At 46.0% G+C, this 21477-nt stretch carries 23 protein-coding genes; 8 read left to right on the plus strand and 15 right to left on the minus strand.

Annotated elements, in window-relative coordinates; genetic code table 11:
• Positions 1–170: 170 nt before the first annotated feature.
• The 3 genes from D5I41_RS13805 to cls form a co-directional block, all read right to left on the minus strand.
• Entirely contained in the window at positions 171–677 is a 507-nt protein-coding gene (locus D5I41_RS13805; protein ID WP_119010273.1) for an RNA methyltransferase, read from the minus strand.
• 137 nt (positions 678–814) lie between these two features.
• Positions 815–2038, minus strand: coding sequence for a cystathionine beta-lyase (locus D5I41_RS13810; protein WP_119010274.1), 1224 nt, complete (start codon positions 2036–2038; stop codon positions 815–817).
• A gap of 95 nt (positions 2039–2133) precedes the next feature.
• Positions 2134–3588, minus strand: coding sequence for a cardiolipin synthase (gene cls / locus D5I41_RS13815; RefSeq protein WP_119010275.1), 1455 nt, complete (start codon positions 3586–3588; stop codon positions 2134–2136).
• A 265-nt stretch (positions 3589–3853) separates the two neighbouring features.
• Between cls and D5I41_RS13820 the strand changes: the two genes are divergently transcribed.
• Both D5I41_RS13820 and D5I41_RS13825 read left to right on the plus strand, forming a co-directional pair.
• Positions 3854–4543: a TIGR01621 family pseudouridine synthase gene (locus D5I41_RS13820; RefSeq protein WP_119010276.1), complete on the plus strand. Its 690-nt coding sequence runs from the start codon at positions 3854–3856 to the stop codon at positions 4541–4543.
• A 17-nt stretch (positions 4544–4560) separates the two neighbouring features.
• Positions 4561–5490: a class I SAM-dependent methyltransferase gene (locus D5I41_RS13825; protein ID WP_119011517.1), complete on the plus strand. Its 930-nt coding sequence runs from the start codon at positions 4561–4563 to the stop codon at positions 5488–5490.
• A 71-nt stretch (positions 5491–5561) separates the two neighbouring features.
• Here D5I41_RS13825 and D5I41_RS13830 read toward each other — a convergent pair whose 3' ends face one another.
• Genes D5I41_RS13830 through D5I41_RS13845 form a run of 4 tightly spaced genes read right to left on the minus strand, consistent with a single transcriptional unit; the run spans position 5562 to position 7234 of the window.
• A complete protein-coding gene (locus tag D5I41_RS13830) occupies positions 5562–5975 on the minus strand; it encodes a GspS/AspS pilotin family protein (protein WP_119010277.1) in 414 nt (137 codons plus the stop codon).
• A 2-nt stretch (positions 5976–5977) separates the two neighbouring features.
• On the minus strand, positions 5978–6274 hold the full coding sequence (locus tag D5I41_RS13835) for a YciI family protein (RefSeq protein ID WP_017030276.1): 297 nt from the start codon (positions 6272–6274) through the stop codon (positions 5978–5980).
• 11 nt (positions 6275–6285) lie between these two features.
• Positions 6286–6696, minus strand: a complete 411-nt coding sequence (gene yciA, locus D5I41_RS13840) for an acyl-CoA thioester hydrolase YciA (protein WP_119010278.1) — start codon at positions 6694–6696, stop codon at positions 6286–6288.
• A 4-nt stretch (positions 6697–6700) separates the two neighbouring features.
• The gene (locus tag D5I41_RS13845) at positions 6701–7234 is read right to left on the minus strand and encodes a septation protein A (protein WP_119010279.1); all 534 of its coding nucleotides are present in this window, start codon (positions 7232–7234) and stop codon (positions 6701–6703) included.
• Positions 7235–7447: 213 nt separating this feature from the next.
• Between D5I41_RS13845 and D5I41_RS13850 the strand changes: the two genes are divergently transcribed.
• The 4 genes from D5I41_RS13850 to D5I41_RS13865 all read left to right on the plus strand — a co-directional run bounded on the left by D5I41_RS13850 (position 7448) and on the right by D5I41_RS13865 (position 10033).
• Positions 7448–7957 carry a TetR/AcrR family transcriptional regulator gene (locus tag D5I41_RS13850; protein WP_119010280.1) on the plus strand — a complete coding sequence of 170 codons (510 nt, stop codon included), beginning with the start codon at positions 7448–7450 and terminating at the stop codon, positions 7955–7957.
• The gene (locus D5I41_RS13855) at positions 7954–8997 is read left to right on the plus strand and encodes an alcohol dehydrogenase family protein (RefSeq protein ID WP_119010281.1); all 1044 of its coding nucleotides are present in this window, start codon (positions 7954–7956) and stop codon (positions 8995–8997) included. The genes D5I41_RS13850 and D5I41_RS13855 overlap by 4 nt, the downstream gene beginning before the upstream one ends.
• Positions 8998–9061: 64 nt before the next feature.
• Positions 9062–9688: a DsbA family protein gene (locus D5I41_RS13860; protein ID WP_119010282.1), complete on the plus strand. Its 627-nt coding sequence runs from the start codon at positions 9062–9064 to the stop codon at positions 9686–9688.
• A 99-nt stretch (positions 9689–9787) separates the two neighbouring features.
• On the plus strand, positions 9788–10033 hold the full coding sequence (locus D5I41_RS13865) for an HP1242/YdcH family protein (protein WP_102443166.1): 246 nt from the start codon (positions 9788–9790) through the stop codon (positions 10031–10033).
• Positions 10034–10084: 51 nt separating this feature from the next.
• Here the strand turns inward: D5I41_RS13865 and D5I41_RS13870 are convergent, their stop codons facing one another.
• The 8 genes from D5I41_RS13870 to D5I41_RS13905 form a co-directional block, all read right to left on the minus strand.
• On the minus strand, positions 10085–10891 hold the full coding sequence (locus tag D5I41_RS13870; protein ID WP_119010283.1) for an SDR family NAD(P)-dependent oxidoreductase: 807 nt from the start codon (positions 10889–10891) through the stop codon (positions 10085–10087).
• A 282-nt stretch (positions 10892–11173) separates the two neighbouring features.
• Positions 11174–12448, minus strand: coding sequence for a dicarboxylate/amino acid:cation symporter (locus D5I41_RS13875; RefSeq protein ID WP_268978226.1), 1275 nt, complete (start codon positions 12446–12448; stop codon positions 11174–11176).
• A 356-nt stretch (positions 12449–12804) separates the two neighbouring features.
• Positions 12805–13611 carry a tryptophan synthase subunit alpha gene (gene trpA / locus D5I41_RS13880; RefSeq protein WP_119010285.1) on the minus strand — a complete coding sequence of 269 codons (807 nt, stop codon included), beginning with the start codon at positions 13609–13611 and terminating at the stop codon, positions 12805–12807.
• Entirely contained in the window at positions 13611–14801 is a 1191-nt protein-coding gene (gene trpB / locus D5I41_RS13885; protein WP_065209764.1) for a tryptophan synthase subunit beta, read from the minus strand. Before trpB ends, trpA begins: the two co-directional genes overlap by 1 nt.
• A gap of 60 nt (positions 14802–14861) precedes the next feature.
• Positions 14862–16253, minus strand: a complete 1392-nt coding sequence (gene trpCF / locus D5I41_RS13890) for a bifunctional indole-3-glycerol-phosphate synthase TrpC/phosphoribosylanthranilate isomerase TrpF (RefSeq protein ID WP_119010286.1) — start codon at positions 16251–16253, stop codon at positions 14862–14864.
• A gap of 2 nt (positions 16254–16255) precedes the next feature.
• Positions 16256–17254: an anthranilate phosphoribosyltransferase gene (gene trpD, locus D5I41_RS13895; RefSeq protein ID WP_119010287.1), complete on the minus strand. Its 999-nt coding sequence runs from the start codon at positions 17252–17254 to the stop codon at positions 16256–16258.
• Between the two features lie 12 nt (positions 17255–17266).
• Positions 17267–17869, minus strand: a complete 603-nt coding sequence (locus D5I41_RS13900; RefSeq protein WP_017242852.1) for an aminodeoxychorismate/anthranilate synthase component II — start codon at positions 17867–17869, stop codon at positions 17267–17269.
• A complete protein-coding gene (locus tag D5I41_RS13905) occupies positions 17862–19472 on the minus strand; it encodes an anthranilate synthase component 1 (protein WP_119010288.1) in 1611 nt (536 codons plus the stop codon). Before D5I41_RS13905 ends, D5I41_RS13900 begins: the two co-directional genes overlap by 8 nt.
• A gap of 381 nt (positions 19473–19853) precedes the next feature.
• Here D5I41_RS13905 and rnm point away from each other — a divergent pair, with 381 nt between their 5' ends.
• Both rnm and D5I41_RS13915 read left to right on the plus strand, forming a co-directional pair.
• Positions 19854–20714 (plus strand): RNase RNM, encoded by an 861-nt coding sequence (gene rnm, locus D5I41_RS13910; protein WP_119010289.1) that lies wholly within the window; start codon positions 19854–19856, stop codon positions 20712–20714.
• Positions 20715–20737: 23 nt separating this feature from the next.
• On the plus strand, positions 20738–21358 hold the full coding sequence (locus tag D5I41_RS13915) for an L-threonylcarbamoyladenylate synthase (RefSeq protein ID WP_119010290.1): 621 nt from the start codon (positions 20738–20740) through the stop codon (positions 21356–21358).
• Positions 21359–21477: the final 119 nt, after the last annotated feature.

Genomic DNA, 21477 nt, shown 5'->3' on the forward strand with positions numbered 1-21477 from the left:
GAATGACGGTGTTCTGGTCATCCCCGAGCGCTTCTATCGGGGATCTCTTCAGCGATAGATTCCCGCTAACAACCTGTGGGAATGACGGTGTTCTGGTCATCCCCGAGTGCTCTTATCGGGGATCTCTTCACCGATAAATTCCTGCTAACAATGTGCAAGAATAAAGACAGCTAAACCTTGAGGCGATTATTCACATCACGACTTTGGATAACACGCTCGGCATGGTCTATCTCTTGATTAGACTTAGCGAGACGGTCGTACAGAAGCACGTTGACCGTTGCAGCAAGGTTCATACAGCCAATAGTCGGCACGTAAACAACCGCATCTGCCTTATCGACCACTTGCTGAGGGATTGAGCCATCTTCAGGCCCAAATATGTATATTGCTTTCTCAGGGTGTTGAAATTGAGGCAGTGGCGTTGCACCTTCGGCAAGCTCAACACAGACAATCTTTGTGTCTGGGTCTAGTTCATCGGTAAGGGATTGCATCTGTTTTAGATCTATTTTCCCTGTCATATCCTTGGTGTCGGTATGGTACTTGGCCGCTTGAGCAAAGCGGGTTCCGGTAAAGCGAACCTCACTTGCTTGGTAACACCCGGCTGCGCGCATAACTGCGCCCACATTGGTTGGGCTTTTAGGGTTACATAGGCCAATCATGGAAATAGAATTTTTAGACATTGTTGCTCCGCGCTACTGAATGTTCGCCAAAAATGGCCGAACCTGCTTGTTACTGCGGGCAGTATATAGGTCTAGCGAAGAAATAGAAGAGTAAAAATAATAGACCTCCCTCGGGTGGGGAGGTCTAACAAGAAAAATTAGCTGACCGCGCTTTCTTCGGCTTGTAGAACCGCGTTATAGCGAGCAAAGCCCACCTCGAGATCTTTGATAAGATCGTCCACGTTCTCAAGACCGATATGAAGGCGGAATAGAGTGCCAGTGAAGTTAGGGTTTGCTACGGTTCGCAGACTATTGAAACTTCTTGGCTCATTAGCAAGAATTAAGCTTTCATAACCGCCCCATGAGTAGCCCATACCAAACAGTTCCATTCCATCAAGCAGGGCAGTGCTTGCCTTGGTGTTCTGGCTCTTCATGACAAATGAGAACAAGCCATTGCCACCGGTAAAGTCTCGCTTGAAGTATTGATGTCCAGGGCAGGTTTCAAGTTCTGGATGGCGAACATGATCAACTTCTGGCCTAGTGGCTAACCAGTTGGCGACTTTTAAGCTGTTTTTCTGGTGCTGCTTGAGGCGTAGATCTAAGGTGCGAATACCACGTAGACCCAAATACGCATCATCCGGTGACACGCATTGTCCCATCAGGTAGCTGTTTTCGCGTAATTGATCCCAGTATTTTTCGGTAGCGATAGCCGTACCTAGCATGACATCAGAGTGTCCCACTATGTATTTTGTGGCAGCTTGAATTGAGATGTCGACGCCAAATTCAAACGGTGAAAAGTGCAGGCCTGCGGACCAAGTATTATCCAACATAACGATCATATCGTTCTGGTGTGCAATGTCTGCAAGCAGAGGTACGTTTTGCACTTCCATAGTGACTGAACCAGGAGACTCTAGGAAAAGGAGCTTAGTGTTGGGCTGGATAAGGCCTTGTATCTCTTCGCCAATCGTTGGCGTGTAGTAGGTCGTCTCGACACCAAGACGCTTTAGCATAGTATCGCAGAAGTCACGAGTGGGCTCGTAGCAAGTATCGACCATAAGGATATGATCGCCGGCTTCTACAAATGCAAGTATCGCATTTGAAATAGCTGCAGTTCCGCAAGGGTAGAGCGCACACCCGTATCCACCTTCGAGCTCAACCATAGCGTCTTGGAATGCAAAATGAGTTTGAGTACCACGGCGACCATAAAATAGAGCTTTATTAGCTCTATTTACCATTGCTTGATTTTTTTCAGCAACGGTATCGAACAAGACGGTGGATGCCCGTTGAACGGGTGGGTTCACCACGCCATGAGTGTACTTTTTATCCCTACCCGCACTGATAAGTTGCGTGGTTTTTGTCACTGGAGATTTGCTCTTTGCCATCTGCCTTCCCTGATGTAATTGCGATAGGGTTATTTAAACCATGAGCAGGGCAGGCAGTGCAAGAAAAATTACGTTTAATCAAGTAAATCGAATGTTTATAGAACAGGACTAAACAGATAAAAAGCGCGCTCTAGGAAACGGTGTAGCATACTTCGCTCACGCCAGCGATCTTCGTCTACCGTTGTCGATTGTTGTATGTAGGTTTGCTGTAGCCAATAAAGTTGCTGGGTAAACTCGGCATCATCAACCACTAATGTCACTTCAAAGTTAAGCCACAAGCTTCTTACATCAAGGTTTACCGTCCCTATTAGGCAATATTGCCGGTCTATTACCACTGACTTGGTATGTAGCAGTCCACCTTCAAACTCATGAATAATAACCCCAGCAGATAGCAACTCTGCATAGAAGGCTTTAGATGCCCAACCCACCATAATAGAGTCATTTTTTTTGGGAATAATGAGCTCTACCTTAACACCACGTTGTGCGGTAGTACGGAGCGTTTGCAGCAACTCTTCGCTTGGTACAAAGTAAGGGGTGGTGATGGTCACCGATTCACAGGCACGGCTAATGGAAATGGTCAGTACTTGTTGGATAAGGTTCTCTGGCATGCCCGGGCCTGATGGAACCACCTGTATCGGGTGCAACAGATTATCTTGGTCTATATGGCACTCTGGTGGAGCAGGGAAGGAGCGCTCACCCGTTTCAACCTCCCAGTCCCAGCAATGTATAGCTGAGAGAACGTTCACGGTTGGCCCTGTGATTCGCACCATGACGTCGACCCACATTCCAACCCCTGCATCTTGTTTAAAGTACTCAGGATCCACAAGGTTCATTGAGCCTGTGTAGGCAACATTATCATCGATAACGATGATTTTTCTGTGTTGTCTCAAGTCAAGACGACGCAGGAACATACGCCAAGGATTTACCTGCAAAGCCTGAACCACCTCAACACCCGCACCTTGCATCATCTTGCACCAAGAAGAGGAAAAGAATTTTCGGCTACCTGCAGCATCGATCAGGATCTGACATCGCACACCTCGCTGTGAGGCTTTAATTAATGCAGCGGCAACGGCGTTAGCCAAACCACCTTCATTCCAGATATAAAACTCCATGCGAATGATGCTTTGCGCTTGCTCAATATCTTCGACAATCGACTTCAGAATTTTCTCTGGCGTGTCTTGCAGAGATAAGGTGTTACCGCAAAGAGCAGGGATGCCCATGCGTTTGGTACACAAGTCATCAATATGGGTAATGTGTGTTGGCGTTTTTTCAGGGAGATGGGCGTTACAATCAAGCAGCTTTAAGAACCAAGCTTCGTAGGGGTTAAACATCGCCTGCGCGCGTTCCGCTCTTTTTTTGCCTAGATTTAGTTCCCCAAACAGGAAGTAACAGATCACCCCGATTATTGGCAGAATATAGATAATCATTAGCCAAGCTAAAGAGACGCTAACAGAACGCCTTTTGATGACCACTCGAATGGTGACACCCGCTACAATTATCCAGTACAACGCGATCCCGATAAGGGTCAGCGCATGATAAAATCCTTCCATTTCTCTCAGTTAATAATCAATCACTTATAGTTGTAGTGTATACGCAAAAAAGCACTTTGTACGCCTTTTGCTAAAGAGTGTCGCAATGGGCATAAAATTAAGCTGGATTATTGCTGAGGGGTAATCGGAGTGTGAATAAAGTGTATGAAAATCCAGAGGTTTAGTGGTATCGGTGCGGCAATAGTGACAAAGGTAGGATTCACTCAGCGCTCACTATATACTTAGCTCTCAATCTCAGTTACCAATCACACATCCAGAGCCGTTCATGTTTGACATAGTAGATAATCAACCCGATTTCGTGCTGATCAACAAGCACCCGGGCGTTAGCGTCCATAAAGATGACAAGGAAACGGCTTTACTACAAGAAGTCCAAAGCGTTATCGATAGTGGGCCTCTTTACCTTATTCATAGATTAGACAAGATGACCTCTGGATTGTTACTACTGGGTAAGAATCAACAAACAGCAAGTGAGCTTTCTCAGGCGTTTGCCAAACGCGAAGTAGAGAAATTCTATCTAGCAATTTCAGATAAAAAGCCGAAGAAAAAGCAGGGGTTGGTAAAGGGTGATATGGCCAAGAGTCGCCGCTCTATGTGGAAGCTCATACCAAGTAATGAAAACCCAGCCATTACCCAGTTTTTTTCCGCATCTGCCGACGGCTATCGCGTATTTATCTGTAAACCTCGTACAGGAAAGACGCACCAAATACGTGTGGCATTAAAGTCCATTGGTAGCCCTATAGTGGGTGACCCAATTTATACGCCGTCTAGCCAAAGCGATAGGGGCTACCTGCATGCGTTTGCCCTCGCTTTTGAACTTAAGGGGCAAGCCTATCGCTATCAACTTGATCCTAGCAATGACGCCAGCCTTGGCGAGCTATGGCAACGAGACGCCATCAAGCAACAGATTACAGACTGGCAACAACCACAACTACTGAATTGGCCGAAAATAAAATGACTGAAATACCCCAACCAATGAACCCACAAGCGCTTCCAGTATTCTTTTCCAAATTGAAGGAAGGGTTAGCGCTCGCGCCAACCGAGGTAAGACGCTTGTTTCACGGACGAGGTCGCACCTATGAGGGGCTGGAGCAGATCACTTGTGATTGGATTGGTCAGCACCTAGTTGTACAGCTATTTAGACCAGTGACGGACGAATTTATTGCTGAATTAACCCAAGGATTAGAGGCACTTGCGTCCGAACCTGATCACGCTTCAATACGCTCGATCTCAATTCAGCATCGTTATGAACATGGCGCGCCGACACAGTTTCTTCTAGGAGAGCAACCGGACAAGGTTGAGGTGGTCGAGTCTGGTCTTAAATACTGGATGAACATATCTTCCAATCAAAACTCTGGTTTGTTCTTAGATATGCGCCTAGGGCGAGATTGGGTGAGAGCAAATTCTGAGGGCAAGAACGTCCTTAACCTATTCTCTTATACCTGTGGTTTTTCGGTTGCGGCGATTGCTGGTGGAGCAAGTCAGGTGGTGAATGTGGACATGGCGCGCTCATCTCTTAGTCGAGGGCGCGACAACCATCACTTGAATAAGCAAGAGGTAAGCCGGGTTAAGTTTCTCGCCCATGATATCTTTAAGTCTTGGGGAAAGATCAAACGCATGGGTCCATACGATTTAATCATTTCGGATCCGCCGTCATTCCAAAAGGGTAGCTTTGCTCTAACCAAGGATTATCAGAAGATCTTGCGACGCCTGCCTGATTTACTAACAGAGAATGGTCAGGTGCTTGCTTGCGCTAACTCACCAGCGGTCACCTCGAACTTTGTCATTGACGGTATGGCAGAACATGCCCCAGCGCTCAATTACTTACAACGTTTGGACAATCCGCCAGAATTTGCCGATGTTGACTCAGAGGCCAGCTTAAAGGTGCAGCTGTTTAGCCGTTAACCTGAAGCTGGGATCAAAAAAAAGGCCAAAGTAGTCATTTCTACTTTGGCCTTTTCTATCTGTATGCCCAACTATTCAGCTGCTTTCTCTTCACTCGCCGAACAAGTCTGAGTGCTAATCATTTCTTCAACAACTAACTGACCCCTGTTATTACGAACCTTGATTAGGTAACTGATACCTTCTTCCATGGTTGCTCTCACATCTTCTGAGCTGCAGTAATAGTTTTTCGCACTCGCAACCAACTGATCGGCAGATTTGCTGCCCGATTGGTTGTACAGCATTTCAATGATGACAACACTTCCCTTTGCTGACGCTCTAGTGATGGTCAAAGGGCCGTATTCAATTGGAAGGCTTGAAGACAAGATCCCAGCACGGCGATCCGCCTTAAGTTCTAGTTCTCTCTGCTTGTCACCATTTGATGAACAACCTGCAAGAATAAGAGTAGCCAGTGCCGCGATAAACAGAGTTTTAAGTGATGAATGCATAATTAGAATACTTTTTTAAAGGGTTTGACGATAACGTTCTGATAAACGCCAGCTTCGATGTAGGGATCAGCATCAGCCCATTCCTTGGCATCTTGCAAAGATTCGAATTGTGCGATGACGGTAGAGCCAGTAAATCCTGCTTCACCTGGGTTATCGCTATCAATTGCTGGCATTGGACCTGCGGTAAGCAAACGTCCTTGATCTTGTAGACTCTGCAGACGCTCTAGGTGCTGCTCCCGCACGCTAAGACGTTTTTGCAATGAATCTTCGACATCTTGAGAAAAAATAACATACCACATAGTCAGTCCTTTTACTTTTCAATTGCGCGAGGGCGTCCATTTTCATCGATTGCAACATAATGGAAGGTAGCTTCGCAAACAAGATCTCGCTCACCTGTGCGCTCGCCCATAACTTTTTTGTTCCATACCTGTAATTCGATAGACATTGATGAGTTACCAATGCGGCTGCACTCTCCATGACAGCATACTATGTCTCCCACAGAAACAGGGCGTTTAAAGGTAATACTTGATACAGAGACTGTAGCAATACGTCCTTTTGAGATCTCTTTGGCAAGAATACCACCCGCCAAATCGAGTTGAGACATAATCCAACCACCAAAGATATCACCATTCGCGTTGGTATCCGCGGGCATAGCGAGGGTTCTAAGTAGCATCTCGCCTCTAGGGGTGACTTTTTCGGATTGAGATGATGGGGAAGTCATTGCGTTATTCACTCTCTTTTTGCATATGTTTGTAAATATAAATACCGGTCAGCAAGGTGAAGATCAGAGTTGCGGCTAGCAAGCCAAAGACCTTGAAGTTAACCCAGGTATCAAGAGGCAGATTGAAAGCGATGTAGACATTAAGGACGGCGCACCCTGTAAAAAACAGTGTCCAAGCCCAATTAATCTTATTCCATACACTGTCTGGCAAAGTGATCTCTTTGCCAAGCATTCCCTTGATAACCGGCTTTCCGATTAATTGAGTGACGGTGAGCCCTATTGCAAATACAGCATAAACTAGGGTTACCTTCCACTTTATGAAGTTGTCATCATGCAGAAATATGGTCATGCCACCTAAAGTGCTGACCATAATAAAAGTGATGAGCTGCATCTTTTCAACTTTTTTGTACATTACGTACGTAACAATGAGCTGAAGTGCGGTAGCAACGATCAATGCCCCTGTCGCGGTATAGATGTCGTACATCTTGTACAACACAAAAAATATTATTAGGGGAATAAAATCGAGTAGTTGCTTCATTGTTCTTATTGAAAATAGCGTTTGGATCAGTCTACCTAATTGACGTTATGAAATATAGCGTTGACCGTGCTTATCCCCCGATTTACCTCGTTAAGATGCCTTCAGTCATGACAGTTTTATTTCAGATGATGCCTAATTAGTCGAAAATGGTTGACCAAGGTAGAACGTTTACTCTACCATGCAGGTAGAGTAAACGTTCTACCTTGGGGATTTATGGTAAAAGATGAAATTGCAGGTCGCTTAGAGATCGCGTTCAGTCAGCATGGCTTTGCTCAAATGAGCGTCGCTGAACTCAAAGTCGCCTCTGGTGTGAGTTTAAGAACTCTATATCGTTACTATCCATCGAAAGAGTCAATGGTGATTGGTGCACTAGAACATCGCCATCAGCGATACCTTGGCGTGTTAGATAATGAATCAATCCCAGATGGAGTCGATGGAGTGCTAGCGATATTCGATACTCTAGCGCGCTGGATGAGCACAGACGCACCCAACGGCTGCTTATCAATGAACGCATTTTCTGCCTATCCCAACAATGATGAGGTACATGCTGCGGTACAGCAGCATAAAGAACAATTAGTGCAATTATTCGCACAAAGAAGCGCAAGGCCAGATTTGGCAATGGCGTTGTTTTTAATCCATGAAGGCGTATCTCTAGCATGGCCAACTATGGGTGAACAAGCCGTAGTATCTGCGAAGGATATGATTAGGAAACTGTTAAGATGAACACACAAACTATGTATGGCGTACAAATGGTCGGTCACGGTGATTTCGATCAACTGCAGTATAGAACGGATATTGAAGTGCCGACTCCTGCCAAGGGAGAGGTGTTAATCAAAGTGTCTGCGGCAGGGGTGAATAACACTGACATCAACACCAGAATTGGTTGGTACTCAAAGAGCGACGTCAACGGTGATGATGCCTCTTGGTCAGGTGACGCTATTCGCTTTCCAAGAATTCAAGGTGCGGACGTTTGTGGCGTTATCGTTGCTGTTGGTCAGGGAGTTGAACAATCGAGAATTGGCGAACGAGTCATCATTGAGCCCTGCCTCAATGAAGCTAATGGCGAAGCGCTAGAAAGTCCTTGGTACTTTGGTTCTGAGTGTGACGGCGGATTTGCTGAATATACGAAAGTAGCAGCGCGTTATGCCCATACTGTAAATACAGCCCTTTCGGATGTAGAATTAGCCTCATTTCCTTGCTCCTATTCAACAGCCGAGAACATGTTAACTCGCGCCAACGTAGGTCCATCTGACACAGTTTTGGTGACAGGAGCAACAGGTGGCGTTGGCTCTGCCGCGATTCAGCTGGCAAAGGCACGCGGCGCTAAGGCCATTGGCGTAACCAGTCGCTCTAAAGAAGAACTTTTGAAAAGCATTGGCACTGATGAAGTGGTTTTTAGAGACGAAGACCTAGTTTCAAGCATAGGGATCAACAGCGTTGATGTCGTTATCGATCTCGTTGGTGGTAAGAGCTGGCCAACATTGCTTGATGTGATGAAGCCAAAAGCCCGCTATGCGGTTTCAGGTGCTATTGCTGGTGCAGAAGTGACATTGGATCTTCGCACCTTGTATCTAAAGGACCTAAGCTTCTTTGGTTGCACAGTTATCGAGCCGGAAGTCTTTCCAAACTTAGTGAAGCGCATTGAAAGTGGCCAGATCAAACCTCTAGTGGCTATGACCTTCCCTTTGCAGCAAATTGAGCAAGCACAGCTAGCATTTATGAAGAAAAATCATTTAGGGAAGATCGTTTTAACTCTTGATTAGCCCCTTGCGCCAATCGTGTCATGATGATTAACTGGCATGATAAATCAGTGTGTTAGGAGTGACAATGAGTAAGGAAACCGCGCGTCTTTATCACGTTTATGACCCTATGTGTGCATGGTGTTGGGGCTACAAGCCAACCTGGCTACAACTAGAGTCAGCACTAAAAGACAAACTTGAGATAGTGTATCTGGTCGGTGGGCTAGCCCCTGATTCAGATACCCCTATGCCAATGGAGATGCGTAATCAGATTGCCTCCTACTGGAACAAAATTGAGTCCCTACTAGGGACTCAATTTAACCATGATTTTTGGACATCGACCACGCCACGCCGTTCTACGTATCCCGCTTGTAGGGCCATGCTTTCAGCAAGACGGCAAGGTGCTGAGAAGCAGATGCTAACTGCCATTCAACACGCCTATTATCTTCAAGCTAGAAATCCGAGTGACGTATCAACATTGATAGAGCTCGCTCGCGAAATTGAACTCAATGTCGAACAGTTTGAAAGAGATTTAGGTTCATCCGAGATAGCGCAAGCATTGATACAGGAACTCAGGTTTGCCCGCTCAATAGGCGGCAATAGCTTTCCCTCGTTGTTTGTTGTCAAAGGGGAGTCTATTACCGAGCTACCGATAAACTATCAAGATGCCAAAGCTACGCTTAATCAGATAGATCATGTTTTAGCGAAAATTTAGAGTAATTTTTTGGGAAACAGCGAGTACCTTAAAATAGCATGCTACATTTATTGTGAATCCAACTGCAATTTTACTCTATACCTTACAAAAGGGGTGATTATGTTAGGTGAGAAACACTCTCTCGAGAATGACTTTCCAGAATTACAAGACGTTATCAAGCAACTGGTTGAAAGCAATGAAACCTTTGCCCAAGACAACAAGACCTATACTGCATTAGATAAAGAAATTCGTGTACTAGAACTGAACGGTGATCCAATCACCGATGAAGAAATGCACAAAATGAAGCACGACAGAGCAGTGCTGAAAGACTCGCTATATCAGCGCCTAGTCGCCGCGAAAGGCTAGTTTTAAATATTATAGAAAGGCCACTATTGCAGTGGCCTTTGTTGTTTTTAGCTACTTAAAACGTGCCAACATCTCGTCTAAAGTTGACACAACACTATCACATTTAGCTGCGTTCATAGCATCCGCATGGGGGTTGCTAAAACGGCCAATATCATTATCAAAATACTGCCCTGATGCATCGGCAAACTCATCAGATAAGGCGGCACGAATTAGGATACCCGCACCAATCGATAGATCGCCTCCAGCAACTCCATACGCTTCCTTAACCATTTTACTGCCCAGAAACGAAGCTGGGTTTACCGCTATGATTGCAGGGCCGTTAGCGCTTAGGGATTGAGCTAACGTTCGTGTCCACATGGTAATCGCGAGCTTACTCTGCGCGTAGGCTTCACCATCAGAAAGTGCTTTTCCACCCAATAGGGCGTCGATATCCACTGATGACTGGGCAGCGGAAGATAGGTTTACCACGCGACTCTCCCCATTCATTAGAGGGAGTAGCTGTTGAGTGAGCAAGTAAGGTGCAAGAGTATTAACCGCAAAGCGTACATCTAAGTGATCGACCGTTACTGCATTTGGAACGCTATACACTCCCGCATTATTAATCAACGCATCAAGGTGTGAATGATCTTGAGTTATTTTGTCGGCCAGCGTTTTAACATCAGCTAAACGAGAAAGGTCTGACTCGTAGGTCTCTATTTTGCCAGCACCTGGAAGACTAGACAGCTCATCTTGTACTTTTTGCAGCTTCTGAGGATTACGGCCATGTATCAGTAGGTGATGACCTTGCTTTGCCAGTGTTTTGGCAGTCTCAAGGCCAATACCGTCGGTAGCGCCAGTGATTAGTATGATTTTCTGCATGGTGATTATCCTCAAATTAAGCTGTACTACTTATGAATAAGTTAGATATTAGTCACTAGATCAATAAGATAACACCTTGGTTATCATATTTAATTACCATCATTCACGAAACAGTTTATACAAATGATTAATAATCAGCATTGTTTGATAGGGAAGGAGGGTGAACAAGTCAAGAACTAGGGTTTAGTTTGGAAGCGGCACTATCTTACGATTGGGAAGTCAGGGAGAAATAAAAAAGCTGGGCGTTATGGCCCAGCTTGATATTAGTTATATGTTGCCTTGTTAAGCCTGCTGTTTCTGAAGCTCAATCTGCGCTTCTTCTTCAACTAAAGTGTCCACGATAATCGCACACGCCGCATCACCAGTGATGTTTAGCGCAGTACGAATCATGTCAAAGATACGGTCTAGAGCGAACAGTAATGGTAGGCCTTCAATTGGAATACCCGCAGCTAGTAATACTGCCACTACAAGGAACGATGGTCCAGGTACACCTGCTTGACCAACCGCACCCAATGTAGATGTGGCGATGATAGCGATGTATGCACCTAGGCTTAGATCGATACCGAACATTTGCGCGAAGAAAATAGCTACCAAGCCGTAGTAGATTGCGTTGCCTGACATGTTGATGGTTGCGCCAAGAGGTAATACGAAAGAAGCCGTAGAGTTCTTAACACCAAGCTCGTTCTCAACAGTGTTCATGGTGACAGGAAGTGTTGCCATAGAAGACGCTGTTGAAAGAGCAACCGCTTGTGGTTTCTTCATAGCGACTAGGAACTTCTTCGCAGAAGTCTTAGTGAATACGTGAACCAAAATAGGATAAACAACGAAACCGAAGATCAAGATAGCAGCAACGTAAACCACGAATAGCTTGAACACTACCATCAGTGCGCCAAAACCGAACGAACCAACCGCATCAGCCATTAGACCGAATACGCCTAGAGGAGCGATCAGCATAACCTTGTTGATCATCCACACCATCGCATCAACGATAGCATTTACACCATTGATAAGAGGGTCGCGACGCTCTTTTTCTAGGCTAGAAACAGCAATACCAAAGAAAAGACAGAAAACTAGAATTTGCAGTATGTTTGCTTCGTTCAAAGACTGGAAGAAGTTGGTCGGGATCATGCCAGTAACTGTGTCCCAGAAGCCTGGAAGAGCGCCTTGGGCTGCGTATTCTGCAGAGAACATGCTTTCTACAGAAGCCACATCGATGCCAGTACCCGGCTGGAATAGGTTACCCATGACCAAAGCAAGTGCTACCGCTAGTGCAGACGTTAAACCGAAGAAACCAAGTGTTGTTAGGCCAACCTTGCCAGCATTAGAGCTGTTACCTAGGCCAGCAGCACCAGAGATTAGTGCAACAGCAACTAGAGGAATAACCAACATCTTGATCAGATTGATGAAGATAGTACCTAGGGGAGCAAATACAGTGGCGCTCTCACCCATCATTGCACCTACTAGGGTGCCGACAATCATCGCAATAACAACTTGCACACCAATGTTGCCGAGTAAACTTTTATCTTTTAACACTTCCTTTACCTTTTGTGCTGACAATTCGAGGTATTGCCGAATATAAGAACTTATATAGGGCCCTATGCCCTATATTTAGGGCTGCTTCTTTGTACTTTTATTCGAGGTTGCGTGCAGGGGAAGTGGATATAAGTGTGATCTTGATCACTCTATTTTTAGGGGCATTGATAAACTTAGGATACTGAATTAGTAATTTATCATGTTTTTGTATGATAAATGGACGAGGCAATCGTTTGCGTAGTGCGAGATCTATACATACATTACCCTCATCTATGAGTGCAGTTGTAATGAGTATGTTGCATATGATGGGATAGGACAATGACAAAAAAGCCACATTCTGCTTCTGCAAAATGTGGCTCTAGAGATTGACTAAAACAGAGTTACTTTTGTGTAGCTGCCTTCATATTGGTTACGAAAGTCGCTAGTTCGCTAAGCATCTTCTCAGCATTATCAACATTGTTCTCAATGATTTTCACTACAGCGGATCCGGAGATCGCACCAGCGGCGCCTGCTTCAATGGCCGTTTTCACTTGCTCAGGTTGAGAGATACCAAAGCCTAGTAGTGCAGGTGGAGCATCAAACTTAGCTAAGCGCTCCAGCATGTGATCAACCGGCATATTTGCTTTCGTTTCTGCGCCAGTAACACCTGCACGAGAAAGCAGGTAAGTGTAACCACCACCTAGCTCTGATACTTGCTTCAGTGTCTCATCCGTTGCTGTTGGAGGCGCAATAAAGATGGCATGTACGCCCGCTTTCTTAGCCGCAATATTGAACTCTTCACTTTCACCTGTTGGTACATCGGCAATCAGTACAGAATCAACGCCCGCTTTCGCACAGGCTTGGTAGAAGTAGTCGATACCGTTTGCAAACACTAGGTTTGCGTACACCAGAAGACCGATAGGAAGATCTGGATGTTGCTCACGGATTTGAGTGATTAACTCGAAGCAAATAGTCGGCGTCGTCTTTGAATCTAAAGCACGAATATTTGCGCCTTGGATTGTCGGGCCATCGGCTAATGGATCTGAGAATGGAATGCCTAATTCAAGCGCGTCAGCACCAGCAGTGGCTAGCGTCTGCATGATTTGCAAAGACAATTCTGGGTTAGGATCGCCAATGGTAACGAAAGGAACAAATGCACCCTGTTTTTTTGCATCTAAACGCTCAAATAGCGCAGCGTAACGGTCCATTACATCTCTCCCTTTTCTTTCAAAATATCATGTACTGTGAAGATATCTTTATCACCACGACCTGATAGGTTAACCACTAACAGTTGTTCTTTTTCTGGCTCATCAAATGCCAGTTTTAATGCGTAAGCAAGTGCGTGCGCTGACTCAAGAGCAGGGATGATACCTTCTTTACGAGCCAAGATTTGGAACGCGTCTAATGCCTCGTCATCGGTAACTGCGCCATATTCTGCGCGACCTGTCGCATTTAGGTGTGCGTGCTGCGGGCCCACAGATGGGAAATCTAGGCCAGCAGATACTGAGTAAGATTCTTCAATCTGACCGTGAGTATCTTGCATCAGTGGTGCTTTCATACCAAAGAAGATACCTAGCTTACCGTGCTTAAGCGGCGCGCCGTGCATGTCTGTATCCAGGCCTTTACCTGCAGGCTCTACACCAATAAGACGAACATCAGACTCTTCGATGAAGTCAGAGAACATACCAATCGCGTTTGAACCGCCGCCAACACAGGCTATAACAGCATCAGGTAGACGGCCTTCGCGAGCCATGATCTGATGCTTAGTTTCTTCACCAATCATGTGCTGGAACTCGCGCACGATTGTTGGGAATGGGTGAGGACCTGCCGCAGTACCGAGTAGGTAGTGCGCATCTTCGTAGCTTGCAGACCAGTCACGTAGTGCTTCGTTACACGCATCTTTCAATGTTGCTGAGCCAGAGTGTACAGGGATAACTTCTGCACCCATTAGACGCATGCGGAAAACGTTAGGGCTTTGACGTTCTACGTCTTTAGCACCCATGTAAACGCGACACTTAAGACCAAGTAGTGCACAAGCCAGTGCTGATGCAACGCCGTGTTGACCTGCGCCAGTTTCTGCAATGATTTCAGTCTTACCCATACGCTTAGCAAGAAGCGCTTGTCCAAGTACTTGGTTGGTTTTATGTGCGCCACCGTGAAGCAAGTCTTCACGCTTTAGGTATAGCTTGGTTTTCGTGCCAGTTGTCAGGTTACGAGTCAGCGTTAGCGCAGTTGGACGACCTGCATATTCTTGCAGCAGCTGCATGAATTCTGCGTGAAACTCAGGGTCTTCTTGTGCATCAATGAAAGCTTGCTCAAGTTGGTCAAGCGCCGGTACGAGGATCTGTGGAACGTATTGTCCACCGAACTCTCCAAAATAGGCATCTAGTTTTGCCATCATAATTTCCTTTAATTCGGTATCGCTATCTCAGCAAATGCTCAGAGATAGACGTTGTAATCAATAATTTCTGATCGCGGCAAAAGCTTGTTCTAGCTTTTCACGAGATTTCTTACCTGGTTCAACTTCTACGCCGGAGTTTAGATCAAGACCCAAACAGCCCAGCTGTGATGCCTGTGCAATGTTGTCTGCATTTAAGCCGCCCGCTAGCATCACATTAGGGTTGTCTATTTTCGACCAATCAAATGCCTTACCAGTACCGCCGCTTTGAGTACCTACTTTTGAATCGAGAAGGTGGCGATCAACGTTCCCTACAAAAGAGGGTACTTCGTCCATTACGCCATAGGCTTTCCAGATCTCTGTGCTGTCATCAAGTTGCTCACGCAAGTCTGCGACAAAGGCTTCATCTTCATCACCGTGCAATTGGATAGCATTTAACTCTAAGGATTTTGCTATCTCGCAGATGGTATCAGCGCTTTGGTTTTGGAAAACACCCACATAGCGAAGAGGGGCGCCGCTCATAGTAAGGCGAGCACTTTCTTTATCTACCTTGCGTTTTGACTTGTCAGCAAAGATAAGCCCGCCATAGACAGCTCCTGCATTATAAGCCTTTGCAGCGTCGTCAGCGTGAGTTAAACCGCAAACCTTGTTTTCACCCAGCAATACTTTTCGCACAGCCAGTTCAATGTTGTCTTCTGACATCAGTGAACTACCAATCAAGAAGCCATTGGCGAACTTAGCGAGGTCGCGGACTTGCTGATGGTTGTAGATGCCAGACTCAGAAATTACTGTGGTGCCTTCTGGTAATTTCGGCGCTAATTCTTTGGTGCGATTTAAATCGATAGTCAGATCGCGTAGATTGCGGTTGTTGATGCCAACCACTTTTGCTTTCAGTTCGATAGCACGTTGCAACTCTTCTCCATTACTCACTTCAGTAAGGATACCCATACCTAATGAGTGCGCAATCTGTGCCAATCCGCGATATTCATCATCGTTAAGCACAGATAACATCAACAAGATCGCATCAGCTTGATAATGACGAGCCAGATAGACTTGATACGGCGCAATCATGAAGTCTTTACATAGAATAGGCTGCTTGGTCTGCTTCTTTACTTGAGGTAAGAAATCAAAGTTGCCTTGAAAGTACTTTTCGTCAGTGAGAACGGAAATAGCGCTCGCATGATTGTTGTAGACCGAGGCGATGTAATCCAGATCGAAGTCATCACGAATCAAGCCTTTCGATGGCGAGGCTTTCTTACACTCAAGGATAAACGCAGTGTTATCGCCAGAAAGCGCATCGTAAAAGCTGCGATCCGATTGAGTCAGTGATGCCTTAAAGGTGTCTAGTGGTTGCGCTTTCTCGCGCTCTTCAACCCAAATCGCCTTGTCAGCAACGATCTTAGCCAGCACTTGCGCCATGTCTTTGTTTTGTTGAGAGATATGTTCCGACATGATTAACCTCTAGCTGCCAGTTGTTCTACAAGTTGGTATGCCTTGCCGCTGCGCATCGCGGCAATTGCCTGCTGTGCGTTGGCTTTAAGGTCTTCGTGACCAAACAGTTTCATTAGCAGAGCAACGTTTGCTGCTACCGCTGATTCTTGTGCTTCAGTGCCTTTGCCTGAGAGAAGGTCAGTCACAATAGTGCGGTTCTCTTCAGGTGTGCCGCCTTTTAGCGCCTCTAACGGATGCGAGTTTAGACCAAAGTCTTCTGCCGTTAGCGTGTAATGCTCTATCTTGCCGTCTCTGATCTCAGCGACAGTCGTTGTGCCGTGAATGGCGACTTCATCAAGGCCGCTACCGTGAACAACCGCTGCGCGCTTCATATCCATCTGCTGCATAGTTTCAGCAATAGGTGCGACTAAGCTTTCATCGTAAACGCCCATCAGTTCGATGTTTGGACGAGCAGGGTTAATCAGTGGACCAAGAATATTGAAGATCGTGCGTGTTTTCAGTGCCTGACGTACAGGCATCGCATGACGCACGCCCTGGTGATACTGAGGTGCAAACAAAAAGGCAACACCAATATCGTCAACGGCTTTACGAGTGTCTTGTGCGCTCATGGCTAGGTTGATACCAAAAGAGTCCAACAAATCAGAAGAGCCAGACTTGCTCGATACACCTCGGTTGCCGTGTTTTGCTACTTTAAGACCAACGGCTGCGGCAACAAAGGCTGCAGTGGTAGAGATGTTGAAGGTATTAGAACCGTCACCACCTGTGCCTACGATGTCGGCAAAGTCGTAATCTGGACGCGGGAAAGGCTGTGCATTCGCCAGTAGTGCTTTAGCAGCGCCAGCAATTTCTTCTGGTGTCTCGCCTTTAATTTTTAGAGCAGTAAGGACTGAACTCAGTACAATCGGCTCTACTTCGCCTTTAATAATTTGGTCAAACAGTGTTTGACTCTGCTCTTGGCTTAAGGCTTCTTGGCGATAAAGTTGTTCAAGAATTTGTTGCATCGTTCTTCCTTGTTATTGTTCTTTTGAAAGTTCAATAGACCCTAGTGCCCACTCAATAGAGTTGGCTAAAAGGGTGGCTCCATAGGTGGTCATAATAGACTCTGGATGGAACTGAAATCCACATACTTTGTCTTGCTCATGAACGACCGACATGACTAAGTCGTCTACTTGTGCGGTGATGGTTAAATCATCGGTCACTTTTGTGGCCACTAAAGAGTGGTAGCGCGCAATTGCAAACGGTGACGGTAAACCTTGGTAAGTCGCATGATTATCGTGTTGCATCATGGACACTTTACCGTGAATGATTTCACCCGCACCAGCGACCGTTCCGCCGTAGGCTTCAACAATAGCTTGGTGGCCAAGGCAGATGCCGATCATTGGTACCTTGCCTTTGAAGCGATCAATAATTGCAGGCATGTTTCCTGCTTCGCTTGGCGCGCCAGGTCCTGGTGATAAGACAATGACCGGGTTATCAAGTTCACCTAACGCATTACCTAGCATTTCCACGTCTATGTTGTTTCGGTACACGGTCACATCGTGGCCAAGGGTACGGAATTGATCTACTAGGTTGTAGGTGAATGAATCGAAGTTATCGATAAAAAGAATATTAGCCATGCTTCACCTCAGTATGTGCGGCTTGAATTGCACTGATTACAGCTTGCGCTTTACCGCGAGTCTCGTCGGCTTCTGCTTGAGGATCTGAGTCAAATACGACACCAGCTCCGGCTTGAACTTTTGCGATGCCGTTTTCAACATAGGCAGAGCGAATAACGATACAGGTGTCTAAATCACCACGACCCGTCATATAACCCACAGCGCCACCGTAGGTGCCTCTGCGCTGTTGCTCTACATCGCGGATTAACTGCATTGCACGAATCTTTGGAGCGCCCGTTAGCGTTCCCATGTTCATGCAGGCTTGATAGGCGTGCAAAGCATCTAAGTCATTTCTCAATTGTCCGACAACACGCGAAACAAGGTGCATAACATGGCTGTAGCGGTCAACCTTAAGTAGGTCCGCTACGTGGCGAGTTCCAGCAGCGGCAATACGAGCCACATCGTTACGAGCCAGATCCACGAGCATCATGTGCTCTGCATTTTCTTTGCGATCAGAACGAAGCTCTAGCTCGATACGGCTATCAAGGTCATGGTTGATGCTACCGTCTGGATTCTTGCCACGACGTCTTGTGCCCGCAATAGGGTAGATCTCTATTTGATTGCTTTGTGTTTCGTATTTAAGCGCACTCTCAGGAGAGGCACCAAACAGAGTAAACAGCTCATCTTGCATGTAGAACATGTAAGGGCTTGGATTACTCTTCTTTAGATGCTTATAAGCGGCAAGTGGAGAAGGGCACTCTAGAGAAAAGTGTCTCGAAGGCACCACTTGGAACACGTCACCTTTAACTACAAATTCCTTTAGGTCACGGACGGTTTGGCAAAATTCTTCATCACTGATATTCACCGATACATCACAGCTTTCTAGCTTCACCGAATCAGGCGTTGGCTCAACCACCTTCATTTCCGCTTCGATGGTTTGAAGACGGCCCTCTAATGTTGCGCGAGTGTCTGCATTTGCATCAAATAAGCTGCCGTAAAGGTGCGCTTGCTGTTGCTGATGGTCAATAACAATGAGGGTTTCTGCTACGTAGAATACATAGTCAGGGCAACGGCTGTTTTCAGCGGCATCGCCTAAAGGTTCAAAGTTGGCAACTAAGTCATAAGCAAACAAGCCGCCGATGAACAGCGACATAGGGTCATGCTCGTCGCAATTGAAGCTCTTTTTCACTAAGCGCAGCATATCAAACGATGATGGCTGACGAAGTCGGCTGTCTTCATCAAGGTTGATATTAGGAGCGGTGAAGTTGACGGTGAGTGCGCTATCGCTCTGTTCAGATACGAACTCAGAGTTTAGGTTCGATGCGATACGAGCAAGCAATGCACGCCCATTATCCGAGTTCGCGGTTAATACCACTTGGTGGCCGCGACACTCGATGCGCATCGCGGCATCAACAAGGAGTAAGCTCTTTAGATCTTCTTTGGAGTCAATCTCTGCGGATTCGAGTAGTAGGGTATCCGCTTTGTCTTTACACAGATGATGGAATAGCTCCGTTGGATCTTGTGTATAGAAGACATCGCGTTGCAGAAGCTCTAATTGGCCCTGCGCAGTCAGATTAATGGTCTTATTCACAAGACCTCCTTGTAAGCTTGAATTTCTTTGCATCACATACTCTCATATTCTGTTGCTCCACCCAAAAGTGATTGCGTAAAAGCGGGTCAAAGTTTGCGCACTTAACTCAATTTTGCGAGACAATTTGTTCGAGTTAGTTTGCGACGCGCCGGATTGTGTAAAAAAGGCATAAAAAAAGCCCGCATATTAATGCGAGCTTTAGAGTTGTGTAGACACACTCAATGCTTAGCTCGCTTAAGTCTCGAGCCACCAACGCCATACGTTTGATACTGCGCATACACAAACTCTACCGAATTCGGTACAGATTGGCGTTTGCTGTTGTATCATGACTGTATTCATAGCGATCTGCTAAACATCCTTAATTAATCTAGGTGTACTAGTTAACTAGTACGCGAGTGGAAAGTCAAGCCTTTTATGATATTTGATCTGCATTCTCACACTACTGCATCTGATGGCCGCTTTAGTCCGCAAGCGCTTATTGATAGAGCGATTGAGCACCGTGTTGCCGTACTTGCTATAACAGACCACGACACCGTAGAGGGTATAGAGCCTGCCTTGGAATACATTCGAGATTCTGAAGTGGACATTCAGGTACTACCCGGTATAGAGATTTCTACGGTTTGGTCGAATAAGGATATCCATATTGTTGGATTGAATATCGATATTCGCAGTCCAAAGCTGACACAGCTTATTGAACAGCAGCAAGCAAGACGTATAGAGCGTTCGGAGTTGATTGCGCATCGCTTGTCTAAGCATCTTAAAGTTGATCCCTTGCCTGAGGTAAAAGAGATAGCAAATGGCGCTCCTGTAACGCGTGCTCACTTTGCCAAGTGGCTGGTAGACAACGGTCATGCGAAGAACATGCAGCAAGTATTCAAACGCTTTTTAACCAGAGATAAGCCTGGGTATGTGCCGCCTATTTGGTGTTCAATGACAGATGCGGTTAATGCTATTCATGCTGCTGGAGGTTTGGCCGTGTTAGCTCACCCAGGCCGTTATGATCTTACTGCAAAATGGCAAAAACGATTGTTATCGGCATTTGCCGAGGCGGGTGGGGATGCAATGGAGGTTTCTCAACCTCAACAAAGTCAACAAGAGCGACGCAACTTGGCTGATTATGCTATACAATACAATCTATTAGCTTCCCAAGGTTCCGATTTTCATTATCCATCGCCTTGGATGGAATTAGGGAAGAATTTGTGGCTCCCGTCCGGAGTGACTCCCGTATGGGAACAATGGCCACAGTTTTCTGATCCTAAGGCATCGACTCTATAGATGCCTGCTCATAAGGAGATATGATGAGTCAGTATTTTTATGTTCATCCAGATAATCCGCAAGCGCGCCTTATCACACAAGCCGCTGCTATCATTCGCAATGGTGGGGTAGTGATTTATCCTACAGATTCGGGGTATGCACTTGGGTGTCAGCTAGAGAACAAATCTGCACTGGATCGCGTGTGTCGAATTCGTAAAATCGATGATAAGCACAACTTCACACTACTATGCCGAGATCTATCAGAGCTATCCTTGTATGCACGCGTCGACAATAGCGCGTTCCGTCTATTGAAGAACAATACACCGGGTGCGTATACCTTTATCTTTAAAGGAACAAAAGAGGTGCCTCGCCGTTTAATGAACGCCAAGCGTAAAACCATTGGTATTCGTGTTCCAGATAACAAGATTGCGCTAGATTTGTTGGAAGCGCTAGGCGAGCCGATGATGTCAACGACCCTTATTCTTCCTGGTAATGAAGTGACAGAATCTGATCCAGAAGAGATCAGAGACAAGCTAGAGCATGTGGTAGATTTGATCATCAATGGCGGTTACTTGGGTGAACAACCGACGACGGTGATTGATTTTAGTGAAGATGACCCCGTTATCGCACGTCGCGGCGCCGGGGATACAACTCCGTTTGAATAACTTGTATTTGTTAGTAAAATCAATGACTTGTTAAACCTCAAAAATGCAGCAAATATTGGATGATTTTCGGTTGGGTTTTTGAGATACTACGCGACCGCAATTTCTGCGAAACACTACTT

The sequence above is a fragment of the Vibrio superstes genome (genome assembly GCF_003569005.1).
GTDB classification, from domain to species: domain Bacteria; phylum Pseudomonadota; class Gammaproteobacteria; order Enterobacterales; family Vibrionaceae; genus Vibrio; species Vibrio superstes.